This window comes from Paralteromonas sediminis (genome assembly GCF_003820355.1).
Lineage (GTDB): Bacteria > Pseudomonadota > Gammaproteobacteria > Enterobacterales > Alteromonadaceae > Alteromonas_F > Alteromonas_F sediminis.
On sequence record NZ_RPOK01000003.1, the window covers coordinates 446,290 to 463,062 of the forward strand.

At 44.4% G+C, this 16,773-nt stretch carries 15 protein-coding genes; 9 read left to right on the top strand and 6 right to left on the bottom strand.

The window, feature by feature from the left end:
• Positions 1–14 precede the first annotated feature (14 nt).
• The 4 genes from DRW07_RS11080 to DRW07_RS11095 form a co-directional block, all read right to left on the bottom strand.
• Positions 15–311 carry a hypothetical protein gene (locus DRW07_RS11080; protein ID WP_124027977.1) on the bottom strand — a complete coding sequence of 99 codons (297 nt, stop codon included), beginning with the start codon at positions 309–311 and terminating at the stop codon, positions 15–17.
• Positions 312–419: 108 nt separating this feature from the next.
• Positions 420–977, bottom strand: coding sequence for a CBS domain-containing protein (locus tag DRW07_RS11085; RefSeq protein ID WP_124027978.1), 558 nt, complete (start codon positions 975–977; stop codon positions 420–422).
• Between the two features lie 19 nt (positions 978–996).
• The gene (locus DRW07_RS11090; RefSeq protein ID WP_124027979.1) at positions 997–1,284 is read right to left on the bottom strand and encodes a hypothetical protein; all 288 of its coding nucleotides are present in this window, start codon (positions 1,282–1,284) and stop codon (positions 997–999) included.
• 246 nt (positions 1,285–1,530) lie between these two features.
• The gene (locus tag DRW07_RS11095) at positions 1,531–2,319 is read right to left on the bottom strand and encodes a substrate-binding periplasmic protein (protein ID WP_124027980.1); all 789 of its coding nucleotides are present in this window, start codon (positions 2,317–2,319) and stop codon (positions 1,531–1,533) included.
• A gap of 259 nt (positions 2,320–2,578) precedes the next feature.
• On the opposite strand from DRW07_RS11095, the gene fdhD reads away from it, so the two are divergent.
• Positions 2,579–3,292, top strand: coding sequence for a formate dehydrogenase accessory sulfurtransferase FdhD (gene fdhD / locus DRW07_RS11100; RefSeq protein WP_276310716.1), 714 nt, complete (start codon positions 2,579–2,581; stop codon positions 3,290–3,292).
• On the top strand, positions 3,293–5,587 hold the full coding sequence (locus tag DRW07_RS11105; protein ID WP_124027982.1) for an FdhF/YdeP family oxidoreductase: 2,295 nt from the start codon (positions 3,293–3,295) through the stop codon (positions 5,585–5,587).
• A gap of 33 nt (positions 5,588–5,620) precedes the next feature.
• Here DRW07_RS11105 and DRW07_RS11110 read toward each other — a convergent pair whose 3' ends face one another.
• Positions 5,621–6,469 carry a DUF3667 domain-containing protein gene (locus tag DRW07_RS11110; RefSeq protein WP_124027983.1) on the bottom strand — a complete coding sequence of 283 codons (849 nt, stop codon included), beginning with the start codon at positions 6,467–6,469 and terminating at the stop codon, positions 5,621–5,623.
• 200 nt (positions 6,470–6,669) lie between these two features.
• Between DRW07_RS11110 and DRW07_RS11115 the strand changes: the two genes are divergently transcribed.
• Together DRW07_RS11115 and DRW07_RS11120 are read left to right on the top strand one after the other, a co-directional pair.
• Positions 6,670–8,283: a methyl-accepting chemotaxis protein gene (locus DRW07_RS11115; protein ID WP_124027984.1), complete on the top strand. Its 1,614-nt coding sequence runs from the start codon at positions 6,670–6,672 to the stop codon at positions 8,281–8,283.
• A 156-nt stretch (positions 8,284–8,439) separates the two neighbouring features.
• Positions 8,440–8,634 carry a hypothetical protein gene (locus DRW07_RS11120; RefSeq protein WP_124027985.1) on the top strand — a complete coding sequence of 65 codons (195 nt, stop codon included), beginning with the start codon at positions 8,440–8,442 and terminating at the stop codon, positions 8,632–8,634.
• 5 nt (positions 8,635–8,639) lie between these two features.
• Here the strand turns inward: DRW07_RS11120 and DRW07_RS11125 are convergent, their stop codons facing one another.
• The gene (locus tag DRW07_RS11125; protein WP_124027986.1) at positions 8,640–9,143 is read right to left on the bottom strand and encodes a hypothetical protein; all 504 of its coding nucleotides are present in this window, start codon (positions 9,141–9,143) and stop codon (positions 8,640–8,642) included.
• A gap of 103 nt (positions 9,144–9,246) precedes the next feature.
• Here DRW07_RS11125 and DRW07_RS11130 point away from each other — a divergent pair, with 103 nt between their 5' ends.
• The 5 genes from DRW07_RS11130 to DRW07_RS11150 all read left to right on the top strand — a co-directional run bounded on the left by DRW07_RS11130 (position 9,247) and on the right by DRW07_RS11150 (position 16,765).
• On the top strand, positions 9,247–10,797 hold the full coding sequence (locus DRW07_RS11130; RefSeq protein WP_124027987.1) for a serine hydrolase: 1,551 nt from the start codon (positions 9,247–9,249) through the stop codon (positions 10,795–10,797).
• Complete coding sequence (locus DRW07_RS11135; protein WP_124027988.1) at positions 10,794–12,344, top strand: AbgT family transporter; 1,551 nt, start codon at positions 10,794–10,796, stop codon at positions 12,342–12,344. Before DRW07_RS11130 ends, DRW07_RS11135 begins: the two co-directional genes overlap by 4 nt.
• 201 nt (positions 12,345–12,545) lie before the next feature.
• Positions 12,546–13,463: an endonuclease/exonuclease/phosphatase family protein gene (locus DRW07_RS11140; RefSeq protein ID WP_165870478.1), complete on the top strand. Its 918-nt coding sequence runs from the start codon at positions 12,546–12,548 to the stop codon at positions 13,461–13,463.
• Positions 13,464–13,477: 14 nt separating this feature from the next.
• The gene (locus DRW07_RS11145) at positions 13,478–14,494 is read left to right on the top strand and encodes a CobW family GTP-binding protein (protein WP_124027990.1); all 1,017 of its coding nucleotides are present in this window, start codon (positions 13,478–13,480) and stop codon (positions 14,492–14,494) included.
• An 87-nt stretch (positions 14,495–14,581) separates the two neighbouring features.
• Positions 14,582–16,765 carry a M3 family metallopeptidase gene (locus tag DRW07_RS11150; protein ID WP_124027991.1) on the top strand — a complete coding sequence of 728 codons (2,184 nt, stop codon included), beginning with the start codon at positions 14,582–14,584 and terminating at the stop codon, positions 16,763–16,765.
• Positions 16,766–16,773: the final 8 nt, after the last annotated feature.

A 16,773-nucleotide genomic window follows, 5' to 3' on the forward strand; every position in this document is an offset into this window, starting at 1 on the left:
TTCGTCGTTCCTGATTAACTTATCTGTCTAAGCCGAGGGATAGAAAATGTAAACAGCACACTAAGCGCAATCGCCATTAACATGCCAATTTCATGTTTGAGCAATACGGATTGAAAACCCATTAATTGGATGGTCCCTACTGTGCTCAGTGCGGACAATGTACTAGCTACTGCGAAAGTAGTTTTATCTCCTCGCGGTTTTTGCCATTTGGATAAATTCAACATCATGCAAAGATGTGAAGTGAGTAAAAAATACAGCATTAGCTGATCAGCCATGCGTGATGCTGCAAAGTTGTAAAGTATTTCCTGCATATTACTTGTACCTTCGATAATCGGTCTGTCTATTCAAAGCGGCGTTGCCGCATTCAGTTTTTTTTGAGCAAAGCTGAAGAGAGTCAGCCTTGCTCTTTTTATGGCAGGCTATTCCAAGCTGTTAGCGAGTTTGGCAAAGCTAGGTTGGTCTAAAATATCTATATCTACTTTCAACTTTCTTGAAATATCACTCACAGAAAACAACCCTCTTATCACCTTCTTATCAGAGTCAATAACCAAACAATGTTGTTTGCCAGAGTTTCGTAGGGTTCCAATCACAGCGCCAATATTCGCTTTTTCAACGTCACTAAATTCCAACACCGTTAGTTTTTCTCTTGGTGTCATAAAATCACTAATTGAAAGTTCGTGTCGTTTGGTACCATCACCCAGCTTTTGCACGAATTTTCTTTCGATTAAGTCATCAGCACTGACAATACCCACAAGTTGTTCATTCTCATCAACTACAAGTTTTAGTTTTACATGTGCTTTTTTCATCAAATGTATCGTTTCAAGTGCAGAAACGCCTGACTCGATAATAAGTGGCCTGACTTTGCTGAAGTCAGTAAAAAAAAGTAATGCAGAAGACTTTAGTGTTAGTTCAGAAAACTCAGACGGTGTCACAAAAGCCCGGATATCACCTATCTGGTTTAGTTTTAGCTCTTTCATTTATCTTTCCTCAAGTTTGTTAAAAAGTTAGGTTCTTGAGGAATCGGGGTGGGCCCCTAATTGAAGGTTGACAGTCTGTTTTCGCAACAAAGTGCTCAACAAGTGCCGAGGGAAGGGTTGAGTAGAACGATGTTGTCAGACAAAAAACTGACACGAGAGGCTCATCGTCACTATTATCATCGATAGTCGTTAAAGGCGTATCGCAGTGTTCGAGAATGTAGCCTTGGCTAGCAACATCTTCCGCCAAAGCATTAAAACCAAGCTGACCAAGGAAAACAAATAAAAAGAAAATGAGATACAGTTTCATGAGCCAAACTCGCATTCCGATACTATTATTATGGGTTTGAATCTCCAAAGTTCAATGAATTCTAACGCTCTAGTAAACGAATTAAATGTTAGGAGGTAGCTGGCATTCTCATCCCCGAATGGGGGGAGCAATAGTCGCCCATACATTCGATAGTTTTTACACAACGGAACGCTTACTCCGCCCTTGTGATGATGAACCCAACTTAGTTGGGCAAAGAGTAGTTTAAAGGCGTCATATGATGAAACACTAGTTTTCATGCCAACTCGTCAAACCAGCATATTTATCAAGCAGGCGTTTAAATGACTCTTTTCTTACTTGTTCAGATTGCGACCATATCTGTCGCATTAACACTGGATATTCATTATTAAATTGATGGGAGCTAATCAAGTAATAGAATTTACTTTGTACCGCAGGGTTGAGCTCAATGATATCGTCAGACTGATAGATATAACCATTAAATTGATTAGTGACCACCGCACTCACTCTGCCTTTCTCCAACATTCCAAAAGCCTGTTCAACACGGCTCACCTCATAAATAGGAATGTTTAAATCGTTGAGCTTACTGCGAATTGATGCGCCAATTTCAATGGCTATGGGTTTTGATGGACTTGGTACGAAGTTGTCGCTGCTCCATGTTAGTGAAGCTTTTCTTCTGACATAGGCATAATAACTATCGGTTTTTAATCTCTTGGTTATATCGATTTGTCCATTATCTTTTGGATATACGCCATAGAGCTCTCTGTCTGGGCTATAACTTGCCGCGTTAAACAAATCAACCTCATTGTGTCGGAGCATAACGAGACAGCGAGGAAAAGGGGCTCTGACCCACTCTATTTGCAATTTAACGGCATCCATTATTTGCTTTTGTAGCTCAATATTAATTCCCGGGTTAATTTTGTCTTCTTGACCTGGCTTTCTCCATAAAGGAAAAAGTTCAGAGTCCATCATGCAAACTTTGACTGTTTTGGGCGGCGCAGCAGACGCACAGGCATTCGGCAGGATTAGCATTAATATTAAATAAACAAAACGGACCATTGCGATGTACCGCCTACACTTATCATCGTTTGAAGTATAGACAACTCCATTCGATATTTGCTAATAAATGAAAGGCCTTCTGCTTTTTATCAAAACGAACAGTGTAATGTTTTTGAAGCATGGGACGAGGTAACAGAATTCTGGCAGATTACTTATCTTAAGATTACGCTGTGTAATAGAGCAGGCTATTATTATCCCGTTATTTCTAAGGACAACTTTAATCAATTCGCCCGACCACAAATTAATTACCAAAAGGCAACTGGTAAACGAAACACCCATTGCCATTGCGCTTAACGGCATCAGCTTTGTCGTTATGCTTGCAAGCCCCTATGATTTAGACGATTTTGTCTATGGTTTGTTACTATCAGAAGGCGTGATTAGTAATAAGAATCAAATCCATGATGTGCAAATAACGCCCGTGCCCAAAGGCATAGTGGTTGATGTAACACTAGCTAATCGTCAGCTTGAAAGCTTGCGTATCAGGCAGCGTCAATTACGGGGAACGTCAGGTTGTGGCCTGTGCGGTAAAACTGCTATTGATGAAGCCTTTCCAGAGCTACCGCTCCTTCCCACGCGAAAATGCCTGTCGATTGCTGATATCGAAGCATTGAAAGATCAGCTTCCGCATTGGCAACAACGCGCGCAGTACAGTGGCGCCATGCATGCGGCATTTTGGATTAATGAGGAAGCCAATATCCTGGCCTGCAGGGAAGACATTGGCAGACACAATGCGGTTGATAAACTTGTTGGATACGCACTTAAACAAGGTTGGTCACCAGAGACGGCGAACTTGTTAGTCACCAGCAGATGCAGTGTCGAAATTGTTCAAAAAGCCATTCTATGTGGAGTTGTTAGTTTGATCACGCTAGCTTCACCAACTCAGTTAGCCGTAGACACCGCACGTGAGCACAACCTGCATCTGTTTCACATTCCCAAGGTGGATAGGCCTTATCAAATAGCGGAGGCACACTAAATGGCAATAAACAAAAAAGCAAAAAGAGCCGGCGGTTTCCCCTCTGTAACCTCCACCCTGGCGCGATTGGTAGAAAGCCGTAAAGTAAAAGACAATGTAAAAAATCTGCTCAGGGTTAACAAAGACAACGGATTTGACTGCCCTGGATGTGCCTGGGGAGATAGTGCCGAAGGCGTATTTCAATTTTGTGAGAATGGCGCTAAGGCCATTGCATGGGAAGCAACAAACAAGACAATTGGCGCTGAATTTTTTGCCAAGCACTCAGTGAGCTACCTTAATCGACAGAATGATTATTGGCTCGAATATCAGGGCAGGCTGTCGGAACCCTTAAAATATAATAAAAGTACTGACCACTATGAGCCAATCACGTGGGATGACGCTTTTGCATTGATTGGCAAGAAACTCAATGCCCTCAATACACCTGATGAAGCAGAATTTTACACCTCAGGGCGCGCCAGCAATGAAGTGGCGTTTTTATATCAGTTGTTTGGCAGAACATTTGGTACAAATAACTTTCCCGATTGCTCTAATATGTGTCACGAAGCAAGTGGTGTAGCACTTAAACAATCCATTGGTGTGGGCAAAGGCACTGTTACTCTTGCAGATTTTGACCATGCTGATTGCATTTTTGTCTTTGGGCAAAATCCTGGAAGCAACCACCCACGCATGTTGAATACATTGAGAAAAGCATCGCGCCGAGGGTGCAAAATTATTGCGTTTAACAACTTAAAAGAAGTTGGTCTGCAGCGCTTCGCTAGCCCTCAGGTGCCATCAGAGCTGCTAACAGACGCAGCCACCACCATCAGCCACGCCTATTTTTCTCCTAAGCTGGGCGGAGACATGGCTGTAGTAAGAGGCATGGTGAAATATCTACTCGAACAAGAAACTCCCTGTGATCTTGCTTTTATAGAGCAACATACTCAGGGAATAGACGACTATATTGCTCAGGTGAAAGCAACGGATTGGTCACACATATTTGACCAATCCGGTCTGCACAGGGACGAGATCGCAAAAGCCGCGCAACTTTTTGCTGGCGGTAAAAATGTTATTAGCACCTGGGCGATGGGCATCACACAACATAAACACTCTGTGGCCACTATCAGAGAAATTGTCAATCTGCATTTGCTATTCGGTCAAATTGGTCGACAAGGAGCAGGTCTTTGCCCCGTTAGGGGGCACAGTAATGTGCAAGGAAATCGAACCATGGGTATCAATGAGCAGCCACCCGCTGATTTCATTGATAAGCTCAAAGCCAGATTTTCGCAGCCATTCCCCACTCAGCCTGGGCACAACGTTTATCAGGCCATTCACGCTCTGCACAAGAAACACAGTAAGGTAATCATTTGTTTAGGTGGCAATATTGCAGCGGCCGTCTCTGATAGCACCTTTACTCACAAGGCACTAGCCAGCGCCGAATTAAATGTACAAATCAGCACTAAACTCAACCGCAGCCATTTGCAAGTATCTGAGTGTGCATTGATTTTGCCTTGTCTTGGACGGACTGAAATTGACAAAACACCTCGCGGAGAACAAAAAATCACTGTAGAAGACACCTTTAGTATGGTGCATGCTTCTCAGGGAAAATCCAAACCAGTAAGTAAGCACCTACTATCAGAGGTCGCCATTGTTGCAGGAATTGCGAATGCAACCTTAGGTAACGCTCCTATAAACTGGCAACACATCGCCTCTGATAATCAGCGTATCCGAAGTCTTATTGCAGACACTGTGTTTGGATTTAGCGACTTTAATAAAAAAATCGAGCAACCTGGCGGTTTCTATTTGGGCAATAGTGCAGCGCAGTGTAAATGGCTTACTGATACAAAAAAGGCGATGTTTAGCGTCAACCCTTTACCTGAATCAGTCTACCCTCTCATTGTTCGCGAAAAAATTGCAAAACAAAAGTCGCCCGTTTTTACGCTGCAAAGTATGCGTTCACATGATCAGTATAACACCACAGTTTATGGTCTGAACGATAGATATAGAGGTATTCAGGGTAATCGAAAGGTACTCTTTATCAATGAAACTGACGCAAAGCGACTCAAATTGAACGCGTCAGACAAAGTGACTATCACCTCCATTTGGCATGACAATATCACCCGGCAAGTCACTGGTTTTACACTGGTGTTTTACGACATCCCCAGGGGTAATCTGGCAGCTTATTATCCAGAGACTAATCCCTTAGTGCCAATAGACAGCATAGGGGATCACTCCAGTACACCCACATCTAAGTCTATTGCTGTTGTACTGACCAAAGCGCAAAATGATCCGCAGGCCATAGATATCAACGTGACCTAGTCCATGTATAGTTGCATGCCAAGAGCCTACTCACTAGATCGAGAGCATGGTCACTTCAAACAGAATAAGCCGATATAAAAACAGGGTGAAAGACGTAGCAGCAACGAGAAACAATGAACAAATTGCTGCTCGCCATAATCCGAAGTGATAAAAACGTCTCGTGGCCAGCAGTAAAAAGAGAAAGGCGATAACGGCTGCGACAGCACTGATAGTGACTTCATTGATAAATGCTGCGCTGAAGCCAAGTTTGTTGATACCCCAAGCAATTCCGTGAATCACATATCCTAATATCACCGTATTAACCAGCAAGGTGAATAGGGTGTATTCGAGTGACAAGTTAACATGATGTAGCATGCCATGTCGGCGATGTATACCTACTAAAGCAAAAAATGGCGCTAGCAGAGGTACCATCAAGATAATCATAAGTTTGCTGTTAGCATTAGAGGACTGATCAAATTTCATATTAAACACCTCATTCGATACATGCATCGTCAACGATTTCTCATCGATTCTTTCTTGCATAGAAATCCACTCTGCGTATGGGAGTTGCAGCTGAGTTTGCAATGACGTGTTGAATGCTTCAAATAAGGGAAATAAGAAGTAAATGACGTTGATAACAAAAAACAGAGTGATAGGGCGCATATAACTCATACGCTTTCCTATCATTTGATCGTGGCTAATTTGACCTGGCGTCGTTAACAAGGTACGAACGGTATGCCAAAAACGCGAATCAACAGAGGTAAGTTCCTCAAACACCATACCGCAAAAAGCCAACAGCGTTTTGTCTTTATCATTTAGGACTTTTTCACCACAAGCGCTGCAATAGGGTCCGATCAGACTTTCTCCACAATTTTTACACTGTTGCTTCGTAATTTCTTTCATTTACCTGCGCTGTAATTAAATCGCTTATTCCTCAATACACACTCAGCCTAGCTTGGAATCTTTGAGCATTCAACAACGTTAAAATTATGTTAATGTCATAAGGCCGGTGCAGAAATAATAAATAGGACTGAGCGGCTTAAATAAGCGCGACCGGTTTTCTGTTAATCGTAATAACTTACTTGAATAACGGACATTGACGTATGAAACTTCAGCACAAGATTCTTGCTTTGAACATTTTTATTGCTGCATCCTTGTTTGCAATTTCCTTCACAGGGCTACAAGTACTGAAAACGGCCAGTGAGAAAGACAATTTCGCCCGTATTGAACAAATTTTTAAAAGTGCATTTACCACAATTTCCGCGCTGGAGCAGCTAGCACAGCAAGGTGAACTGACTGAAGCAGAAGCGAAACAAATTGCAACCAAGCTACTGATCGAAAATAAATATCACCCTTCTGAATATGTTTATGTAACCGATGAAAAATTGAATTTCATTGCAGCGCCTCACGATCCGCAACTTCACGGCACCAGCTTCAATGACTTTAAAGATGCCAATGGTGCGAGTATCGGCCAAATTGTCGCGCGTGTAACACAGCGTAACCCAGGGGAAATGGTGACTTACGATTGGACGTCAGAACGAGACGGCGAAGTCGTGGGGCTTAAGTCAGTTGCTCAAAAATCAGATGTCTGGGGCTGGTACGTAGGTACAGGTATTAGTTTCAAAGAATCAAACGACAGGTACTGGTCTACTGCAATATGGTTATTGTCTGTATCGTTGGTACTCACCTTTATTATTGCCGCTACCATTTACCGCTTTGGTAAAACACTTGCTGGCTCTTTGGGCGCAGAGGTCAAAGAAGTGGTAAGCATAGTGTCTGATGTCTCCTCGGGTGATTTAACCTCGTCCAAAGACAACTATCCGCGGGAAAGTATCGCCGGTTCTTTAACGTACATGAAAACGGCGCTGAAAGTTGTCGTACAGGAAATCCTTTCGGTCAGTCAATCGCTAGCTTCACAGGTTAGCGATACTGAACAACAGTCGGTGGAGTTAGATCACCTTACCTCTTCGCTGGAAAATGACACGCGTTCAGCATCGACTGCTGTGGGTCAAATCACGATAGGACTCAAAAATACCGCTGAAAGCATCAATGATTCCACCCAAAAACTGGCCAATGCAGAAAAGTCAGGAAACGAAGCGAAAGCACTCACTCACAATGCGACCGACGCTATTCAGCAACTGGAGCAGAATATTCACTCCGCGGGTGATTCGGTTAAGCAGCTTGCCTCAGAAGTATCCAGTATTGAAGGCGTCTTGACTGTTATTCAGGGTGTAGCAGAACAAACAAACTTGCTGGCATTAAATGCAGCTATAGAGGCTGCAAGAGCTGGTGAGCAGGGGAGAGGCTTTGCAGTAGTTGCAGATGAAGTCAGGCAACTGGCAAGCAGAACATCGGAAAGTACAAAAGAAATTCACAACCTAATTGAAAACTTGGATAGAGCCGCGCAACAAGCTCTGTCTTCGGTTAATAGTAGTGTAAATGCAAGTGGCGCAGTTGTAGAGCGTTCCACAAGTGCATCAGCGGCTATTGATGGATTACTGGATGCCATTACCGAAGTGGCAGAAAAAAGTAAAACTATCGCTGCCGATTCTACGCAGCAACTCGCTGCCGCTGAAGCTATAGACGCGAGCCTGGATGAAATTTCAGATAAAACACAAAAGACAGCGTTGGTGGCCAGACAGGCTCAACAACAGACAGAATCGCTGCTGGAATACTCTGAATCACTGAAAGTAGAGACTGATAAGTTTAAAGTTTAATACAGCGCTTAGATGGCGCGAGCCTTGTGTCTGTGTTTGCTTGAACAAATGATTAGTCTACGTAAACCCCTGATTACGTAGAGAGCAATACGGACTGTTTACTTTTTAACCAATAGCATACACAATAATAAGAGCAATTGAACAAGGATGCACACTATGCCGAAATTTTCAGAAAAACTTCCACCACAAAATGTCGTTGTTCGTATCGTAGACAAACACCATAACGTGTACGCGATGCTTGCCAAAGACGGCAAGGTTCATTTTCTTGATAAAGCGATGTTTGGTGAGCGCGCCATCGAGCCACAAAAACTCAATGAATGGCAAAAACTCAAAGGTTTAATGTCCCATTAAGGCTGTTACAACTTATCCATGTATGAGAATACAGACACTATACGTGCCGTTCGTTTTAAGCAATCAAGATCGTTATCCATCCACTCAACTTGCCGGCCCACACTCTCGCAGCAAATAATGCCGAAAGGAGCAAATTCGTGATGGAATACGTAGTCAAGTAAAGAGTAGATGTCCAACTTGTCAAAGTAGCCGGTGTTGAAGCAGCGAGTGTCTGGATGGTGTCGAGCGTCAGAAGCGCGAACAAAGTCAGACTGCAATATAGCAGCAAAATATTCAGGAAAAGCGTCACGAGTTAAAACAAGGTTTTCCGGGAGTGAAAATGTTCCCTGATCAAACAGAGCAATGCATTCAATAGCGGACTTGTCGTGAGTAAATTTCCATAGGCTCACTCTGTCTGCGCCAGTTATCATGCCTTCCACCGACAGACAGATTTGCTTGAGCTGATCCGACGGTGCCAACCTAGTATTAGAAAGCGTAATGCTCAGTTGTGTTAACGTATCTATGGTCATGAATGTTGCTTTTCTAACGTTGACTTGCCCCAGTAGGGTGTTTTTTGGTAAGACTTACTATAGAGTAGCTTGAAAAATAAAAAAGCCAAATAACAGACCCACTATGCCTATTCCTTTAATTCGAACATTTTTCTTTATCCTACTATTGCAGTCGCCGCTAGCCCTGGCAAATCAGTGGAATGCCGCCTTTTTAGATAAAACTATCACGGACAGCCTGGCAACATTCGAAACACCAGGTATGGCTGTTGCTGTTGTGCACAATGGCGAGGTGATTTACAACAAAGGCTTTGGCCTGGCAGATATTGAGAGCAATCGAGCGGTCACGCCAAATACCTATTTTCGTCTGGCCTCTACCAGCAAAGCGTTTACTGCAGCAGCTTTGTCTATCTTAGTAGACGAAGGTAAGCTCGCATGGTCAGATCGTGTTATAGATTACTTACCACAGTTTCGTCTCAAAGATGATTACGCCACGGCGCATTTTAGGATAGAAGACCTACTAACACACAACTCAGGGCTTCCCGGTGGCGCTGGGGACAGCATGATTTGGCCAGAGCCGGGTGGTTTTACGCGCCAAGAAGTTATAGAAAAACTGCGCTTTCTAACACCCGTGGCTGCCTACCAACAACAATACGGATACAGCAACGTACTGTATATCACGGCAGGTGAACTCATTGAAAAAGTCAGTGGCATGCCCTTCGAGCAGTTTGTCAACAACCGACTGTTTTCAGCAATGGGAATGAACTGTTTTACAGGAGAGGTACCAAAGAGCGTTGTAAGCAACAGCGCCACGCCATATGGTTTCTCAAGTGAGAATACCTTCTATCCTATTCCGCGCAACGCTATCTCAGGTCCGGCCCAGATGTCTGCAGCAGCTGGAGGCATGGTGTGTTCAGCAGATCAAATGACGAAATGGTTAAGCGCTTTGCTGTCCCCAGAAACCTTACCTTTTAGTGAACAGCAGTTAGAAAAAGCATGGCGCCCACATACCATACTAAGCATTGATGATACTGACATTGCCTGGGATGGCACGCATTTTCGCGGATATGGCTTAGGCTGGCGTATTTCTAATCACGGCGAGTATAGACACATCTCTCATACTGGCACGTTGTCAGGCTACCAAGCCTATGTGGTGATTATTCCTGAGCTGAAGCTGGGTGCAGTTGTACTCAATAACGGCTCAAATTACGGCGCACGGGGCGCTGTCATGCAAACCATCACAAAGATGTTTACGCATCCAGCACCAATACGAGACTGGGTTGAAGCATACGAGGAGTTTCAACAGGAGCAGGAGGAGAAATACCAACACCTTTCAGCCAAGCCAGAACCGCTGCTTGCGATGTCCATTAACGACGACGCTGTAATGGGACAATACACTGACAATTGGTTTGGTGGGCTCACCATAGTGCAAAGTGATGATACTTTGCGCATTGCATTTGAGAAAATGCCAACATTGAAGGGTACTCTAGAGCCATTTCAGGACAACATATACCTGATTCGTTGGGACAACCAAAACGCCGCTTCGGACGCATTTATTGAGTTTCATGTGGATATTTCGCGTGATATCACCCATGCGACCCTTTACCCATACAGAAAAAACGTGCCGACTAATCATGGATGGCGCGATATGAAATTTATAAAAGAATTAGAAAAATGACAGAAAAGACAACGCCCACGCAAAGTAAAGCCATTGTAATTATTGAGAAAATTGGCAAAAAGATACCCGACCCCGTGATCATATTTATGTGGTTCCTGGTCATAGCATTTGTGTTAACTGCCTTTGTGGGGGGGTTAACATTTGAAACAACGGGTGCTGACGGCAGCCCTATTGTGCACACCATCAAGGATATGAGTGCCACAGAAAATGTTATTTGGCTGTTTGACAATGCGATTCTGCAAAACTGGCTGGGCTTTGGTAATGGCATTTTGGGTGTGATATTGGTTGTTATGCTCGGTGTAGGTGTGGCAGAAAATTCTGGCCTCTTGTCTACCATTGTGAAGAAACTGGGTACCCACTTAAGCGCCCGTTTTTTACCGCCTGCGCTCATTTTTTTGGGCATCATGAGTTCTATCGCTACGGATGCAGGGTATCTAATTTTGATCCCATTGGCGGGCCTCCTGTATGCCGGTCTAGGCAAAAACCCGCTGATTGGAATGGCTGCGGCATTTGCCGGAGTTTCAGCAGGATTTAGTGCTAATTTACTACCCGCAACGCCAGTAGATGTAATCATCGGTCTCAATGCAAAAGTCTTCGCTGAAGCGCAAGGTGTGCCCTTTACAAGCGCCGAAGGGCAAACGCTAACACCAGCAACCATGCACTACTACTTCATTTTTGTCTCGACCTTTATGCTGGTGGGGATTGGTGGCTGGGTCACGAAACGTTATGTGGCCCCCAGACTGGAAACCATGTCTTATCAGGTACCTGATGATTTACACTTGTCTGATTTTTCCGTGAAACCCGAAGAGCAAAAGGGGTTGAAGGCCGCTTTTTGGGGGCTTTTAGTTTCACTCGCCATCGTTATCGGCCTCTCCATTGGACCTCTTGCTCCCTACACGAATGAGGCAGGATCCACCGTTAAACCCTTTTTAAATAACGTCATCATTTTGATCACTATTGTCTTCACAGTAGTGGGTGTTGCATTTGGTTATGCGAGTGGAAAATTTAAGAGCCTAATGGATGTTGTACAAGCCATGGTCGCGCAAATGAATACCATGGGTTATATCCTTGTTTTAACCTTTTTCTGCTATAACTTTTTGGGCTTGCTGGGTTACTCCGGCTTAGGCACATACATCACCTATTTGGGCGCAAGTTTCTTAACCGCTCTGGGACTTCAGGAGTTTCCCGTACTGCTGATTATCGGTTTTGTTTTTACCACAGCATTTATCAACTTGATCGTTGGCGGGCTGACCTCAAAGTGGATGCTGTTAGGCCCTATATTTATCCCTATGTTGTATCAAGTAAACCCGTTGATGACCCCGGATTTAGTTGCCGCTGCATATCGTGTTGCCGACTCTTCAACCAATATTATTACACCCATGATGGCGTATGCCGGGGTTATCTTAGCCTTCATGCGCAAATACAAGCCTGACCTCAGCTTTGGCGACATGATCATTATGATGTTGCCTTATTCCATCGCATTTTTGATTTTTTGGACGGCGTTATTGGTGGGCTTTTTTGCCATCGGTATTCCATTGGGCTTCTAGCCCTTCAATTTATCAAGGATATTGGTTTAACTGGTTAGCGTTGAACGTGTGAAAATTGTCGACGAATGTACACCAGATGTGATCCCTTCTGGTACAGTTCATTTAGGAAAGAAGTAACCCAATTACCGCTACATTTTTTGATAAACCGCTTGTTGGCCCCAGCAGGCGTTTTGTCGTAGGAGCTACAATAAGATGTTAAGAATGTCTAAGCATACAGCAACAATCGCAAGCCTGATTAGTCTGTTTTTTGTCTCAGGCTCGAGCGCCGCTGACACGCAAAAAGCGCCCAACAGTTTACGGGTCGCCACGTGGAATGTAGAACATCTCGCTTACCCGATTGACCGCGGATGCCGACCGAGAACAGAACAAGAAATCGCTGACATGAAGGCCTATGCAGATAATCTTCACGCTGACATTGTTGGCCTGCAAGAAGTAGGGTCAAAAGAGGCCGTTAACTTATTGTTTCCAGAACGAGACTGGCACATCGTCATGTCGACCAGAAAAGACAATGAGCCTTTTGAGTGTCGTGACAATGGGAATCCATCTACACAACAAAAAGTCGCCTTTGCGGTGCGCAAGGATCTGAGTCTAGACAGTGTTAAAGGGTTAGCCGACTTTGGGCTTGAACGGGAAGGTTTGCGCTACGGTTTACAAATTCAGGTATCAGACAATAGCAACCAGTACACGTTGCTTAACGTTCATTTGAAAAGTGGGTGCTTTGTTGACAATTACTCTCGCAGCGACAGAGAGTCCTGCGAGACATTTGCCAAGCAAGCCCCCATTTTGGACCAGTGGATTGACGACCAGGAAGCCACCGGCAAGCCCTATATGATCCTGGGTGATTTTAATCACCGTTTGACGGCACCATATAACCACCTTACACGGCAAATACTTCGCGATGACAACGGCAACCGTAACAGCCTCATCAACACACATGCGGAAACCATCGGATGTCACCCCTATTATCCTGCTCCCATCGATTTGATTTTTGCTGGTAATATGCCAGAAACGGTCTGGTCCTTTAAACCGATGGTAGCAACGTTCAAGAATATGGAGGTTGATGCCATGTTGAGCGATCACTGCGCGATTGTAACTGAATTTGCCCAATCGGCTCTATAAGCAAACACTGGCAAATGCTTCTACAAAATATTCCAACAAATATCATTACCGGCGCACTGGGCGTCGGAAAAACCACGCTTATTCAACACCTTCTCAGTAATAAACCCCATTCAGAACGGTGGGCCGTGCTCGTGAATGAATTTGGTGAGGTGGGGATAGACGGCGCGTTGCTAGTCAGTCAAGGCGGACAACAGGATATCTATATAAAGGAGGTACCAGGCGGCTGCATGTGCTGTACATCAGGGCTACCTATGCAAATCGCCCTTAATTTGCTGTTAACTGAAGCAAAGCCTGATCGCCTTATCATTGAACCAACTGGACTGGGACATCCCACTGAGGTATTGCAAACCCTTTGCCGTGATGAATATAAGGGAGTGTTAGATATCCAAGCAACCCTAACCTTGTTGGATGCCAGGAAGCTCAATGACACTAAATGGCGTCAGCACCCTGTCTTTGCTGAACAAATCCAAATTGCTGATTGTATTGTCCTAACTAAATCAGACTTGTACCTTCATGATTTGGACCTAGAAATCAGTACTTATCTCGATGAGCAGGGTGTTCGGTCTACCCCATTAAAACGGGCCGAAAAAGGTATTATCGACCCAAGTATATTGCACAATCCTTCTGCAATCGCCGCTGGCTTTTTAGCGCAACAAGAAGCCGAAAAACAACACACTCATGGCCACACACATGCTGATGTGCACGCATCCAGCTCGGTAGAAGCACCGACTAAAGGCGTTATCAGTGTAAGAAACCAAGGCGAAGGGTTTTATTCGCGCGGATGGATATGCTCACCAGAGCGATGGCTTGACTATCAAACTTGCCGCTCATTGTTTACAGAGCTTCAGGTAGACAGGTTGAAAGCCGTGGTTATTACCGAAGAGGGTGTCTTCAGCTTTAATATTGCTGACGGCGTGGTAGGGGAAACCTCACTGGATTCTGCAAAAGATTCTCGAATAGAGTTCATCACTGACAACGAAGCAGTCGCAGATAACCTTGCAGAGCGAATCGAAGAAACATTAGCGTTTTAAACAATAAAAAAATCCTGGGAAGCCTGGCAGTAAATGCCAAAAAAGGTGACCCCTAACGACATTATAATTATTTTAATAGGAGTAAAAATGCCCACATATAATGTGAATAAATGGGCCCCTGCAGGTGCTGTTGCTTTAGCACTGTTAATTGGGGGGTGTTCTAAACCCGCACAAGACACCAGTGCAGAGCAAAAAGATAACACGGCCACTGAGCAACCGGCTGTCGTGGCTGACGCCAATCCTTTCTTTCAGGACTGGGATACACCCTTTGGTGCGCCGCCTTTTGAACTGATTAAAACGGAGCACTTTTTGCCGGCTTTTGAAAAAGCAATCGCGATGCACAAGGCGCAAATCGATGAGATAGCGAACGCCGACAGCAATCCCACTTTTGAAAACACCATTGATCAGATGGAATTGGCAGGTGCAGAACTACAAAGAGTATCGCGGGTATTTTTCAACCTTACCAGCACTGAATCAAACAAAGAGATGCAGGAGCTACAACGTACCATTTCTCCGATGTTAACTCGGCATAGCAATCAAATTCAGATGAATGAAGCCTTGTTTAACCGCGTTGACACCGTTTATAAAACCAGAGAAGAAGCCAACCTCAATGCAGAGCAGGTACGTTTAATTGAACGATTATACAATGGTTTTATTCGCTCAGGAGCCAATCTTGATGCCAAGCAACGTGCTCGCCTTGCTGAAATCAACGAGCGCATTTCAACGCTAACTACAGAGTTTAGCCAGAATCAGTTAAACGACACACGTGAATTTACCTTGGTATTGGAAGAGAGTGATCTTGACGGTTTGTCACAAGGTCAAATTGATGCAGCTGCTGCAGCGGCTAATTCAAGAGGCCTTGAAGGTAAGTATGTAATCACTTTACAACGTTCAAGCGTTGAGCCGTTTTTACAATTCTCAGAACGTCGGGATCTGCGTGAGAAAGCCTTTAAAGGTTGGGCAATGCGTGGCGACAACGACAATGAATTTGATAACAAAGCAGTTATTTCAGAAATTGTTAATTTACGTATCGAGCGCGCCCAATTACTAGGATATAAACATCACTCTGACTACGTCTTGTCTAACACTATGGCAAAGACCCCAGAAGCAGCCATGGATCTTCTACTGAAAGTCTGGGAGCCTGCCGTTGAAAAAGCCAATCAGGAGCGCACTTGGATTAAAGAAGTGATGGCTGAAGAAGGCGTCGAACACGAACTTGAGCCTTGGGACTGGCGTTTTTACGCTGAAAAAGTGCGCAAAGCCAAGTTTAACCTAGACCAAAGTGAAGTGACCCAGTACTTCGAATTGGAAAACATGATAAAAGCTCAATTTTACGTTGCTGAGCGTCTGTTTGGGTTAACCTTTGAAGAGCGCAAAGACATCCCCGTATACAACCCAGTTGTTCGGGTATGGGAAGTCAAAGACGTTACAGGAAACTCTGTAGGCCTGTTCTTTGGTGACTACTACGCCCGTGATACTAAACGCACTGGCGCATGGATGAGCTCGTTCCGCACACAGCAAAAACTGGCTGGTGACGTTAAACCACTCATCATCAACAATATGAACCTTAACAAGCCTGCTGACGGTCAACCTACGCTCATGACCTATTCAGATGCCACGACCCTGTTTCACGAGTTTGGACATGCTTTACACGGCTTGCTTTCCAATGTTACCTATCCAACGTTGGCTGGCACCAGTGTACCTCGCGATTGGGTTGAGTTCCCTGCACAGCTCTATGAACACTTTATCGCTCAGCCTTATATTCTTGAAAAGTTTGCGCGTCATTACCAAACCAATGAACCTATGCCAGCAGAGCTTTTGCAGCGCATTAAGGATGCCAGCACATTCAATCAGGGTTTTGCCACGATTGAGTTTACCGCATCAGCATTAGTCGACATGGCTTATCACAAGCTGACTGAACAGCAGGACATTAACGTAAGAGCCTTTGAGGAAGAAATTCTTAACGGGTATGGCAAACCCAAAGAAATTATCATGCGCCATCGCAGCACACACTTCGGACACATTTTTGCAGGTGGATACCACTCTGCCTATTATGCCTACATGTGGTCTGAAATCCTTGACGCAGATGGTTTCGATGCATTTGTTGAAGCTGGAGACATCTTTGATGAAGCTACTGCGAAGAAGCTTTATGACTTTATCTACAGTCGCGGCGACACGTTAGACTATTTAGAGGCCTACACAGGTTTTCGCGGTCGTGAGCCAAACACTGATGCTCTGCTGCGCAATCGTGGTTTAGTCAGTGGCGACTAATCACAGCC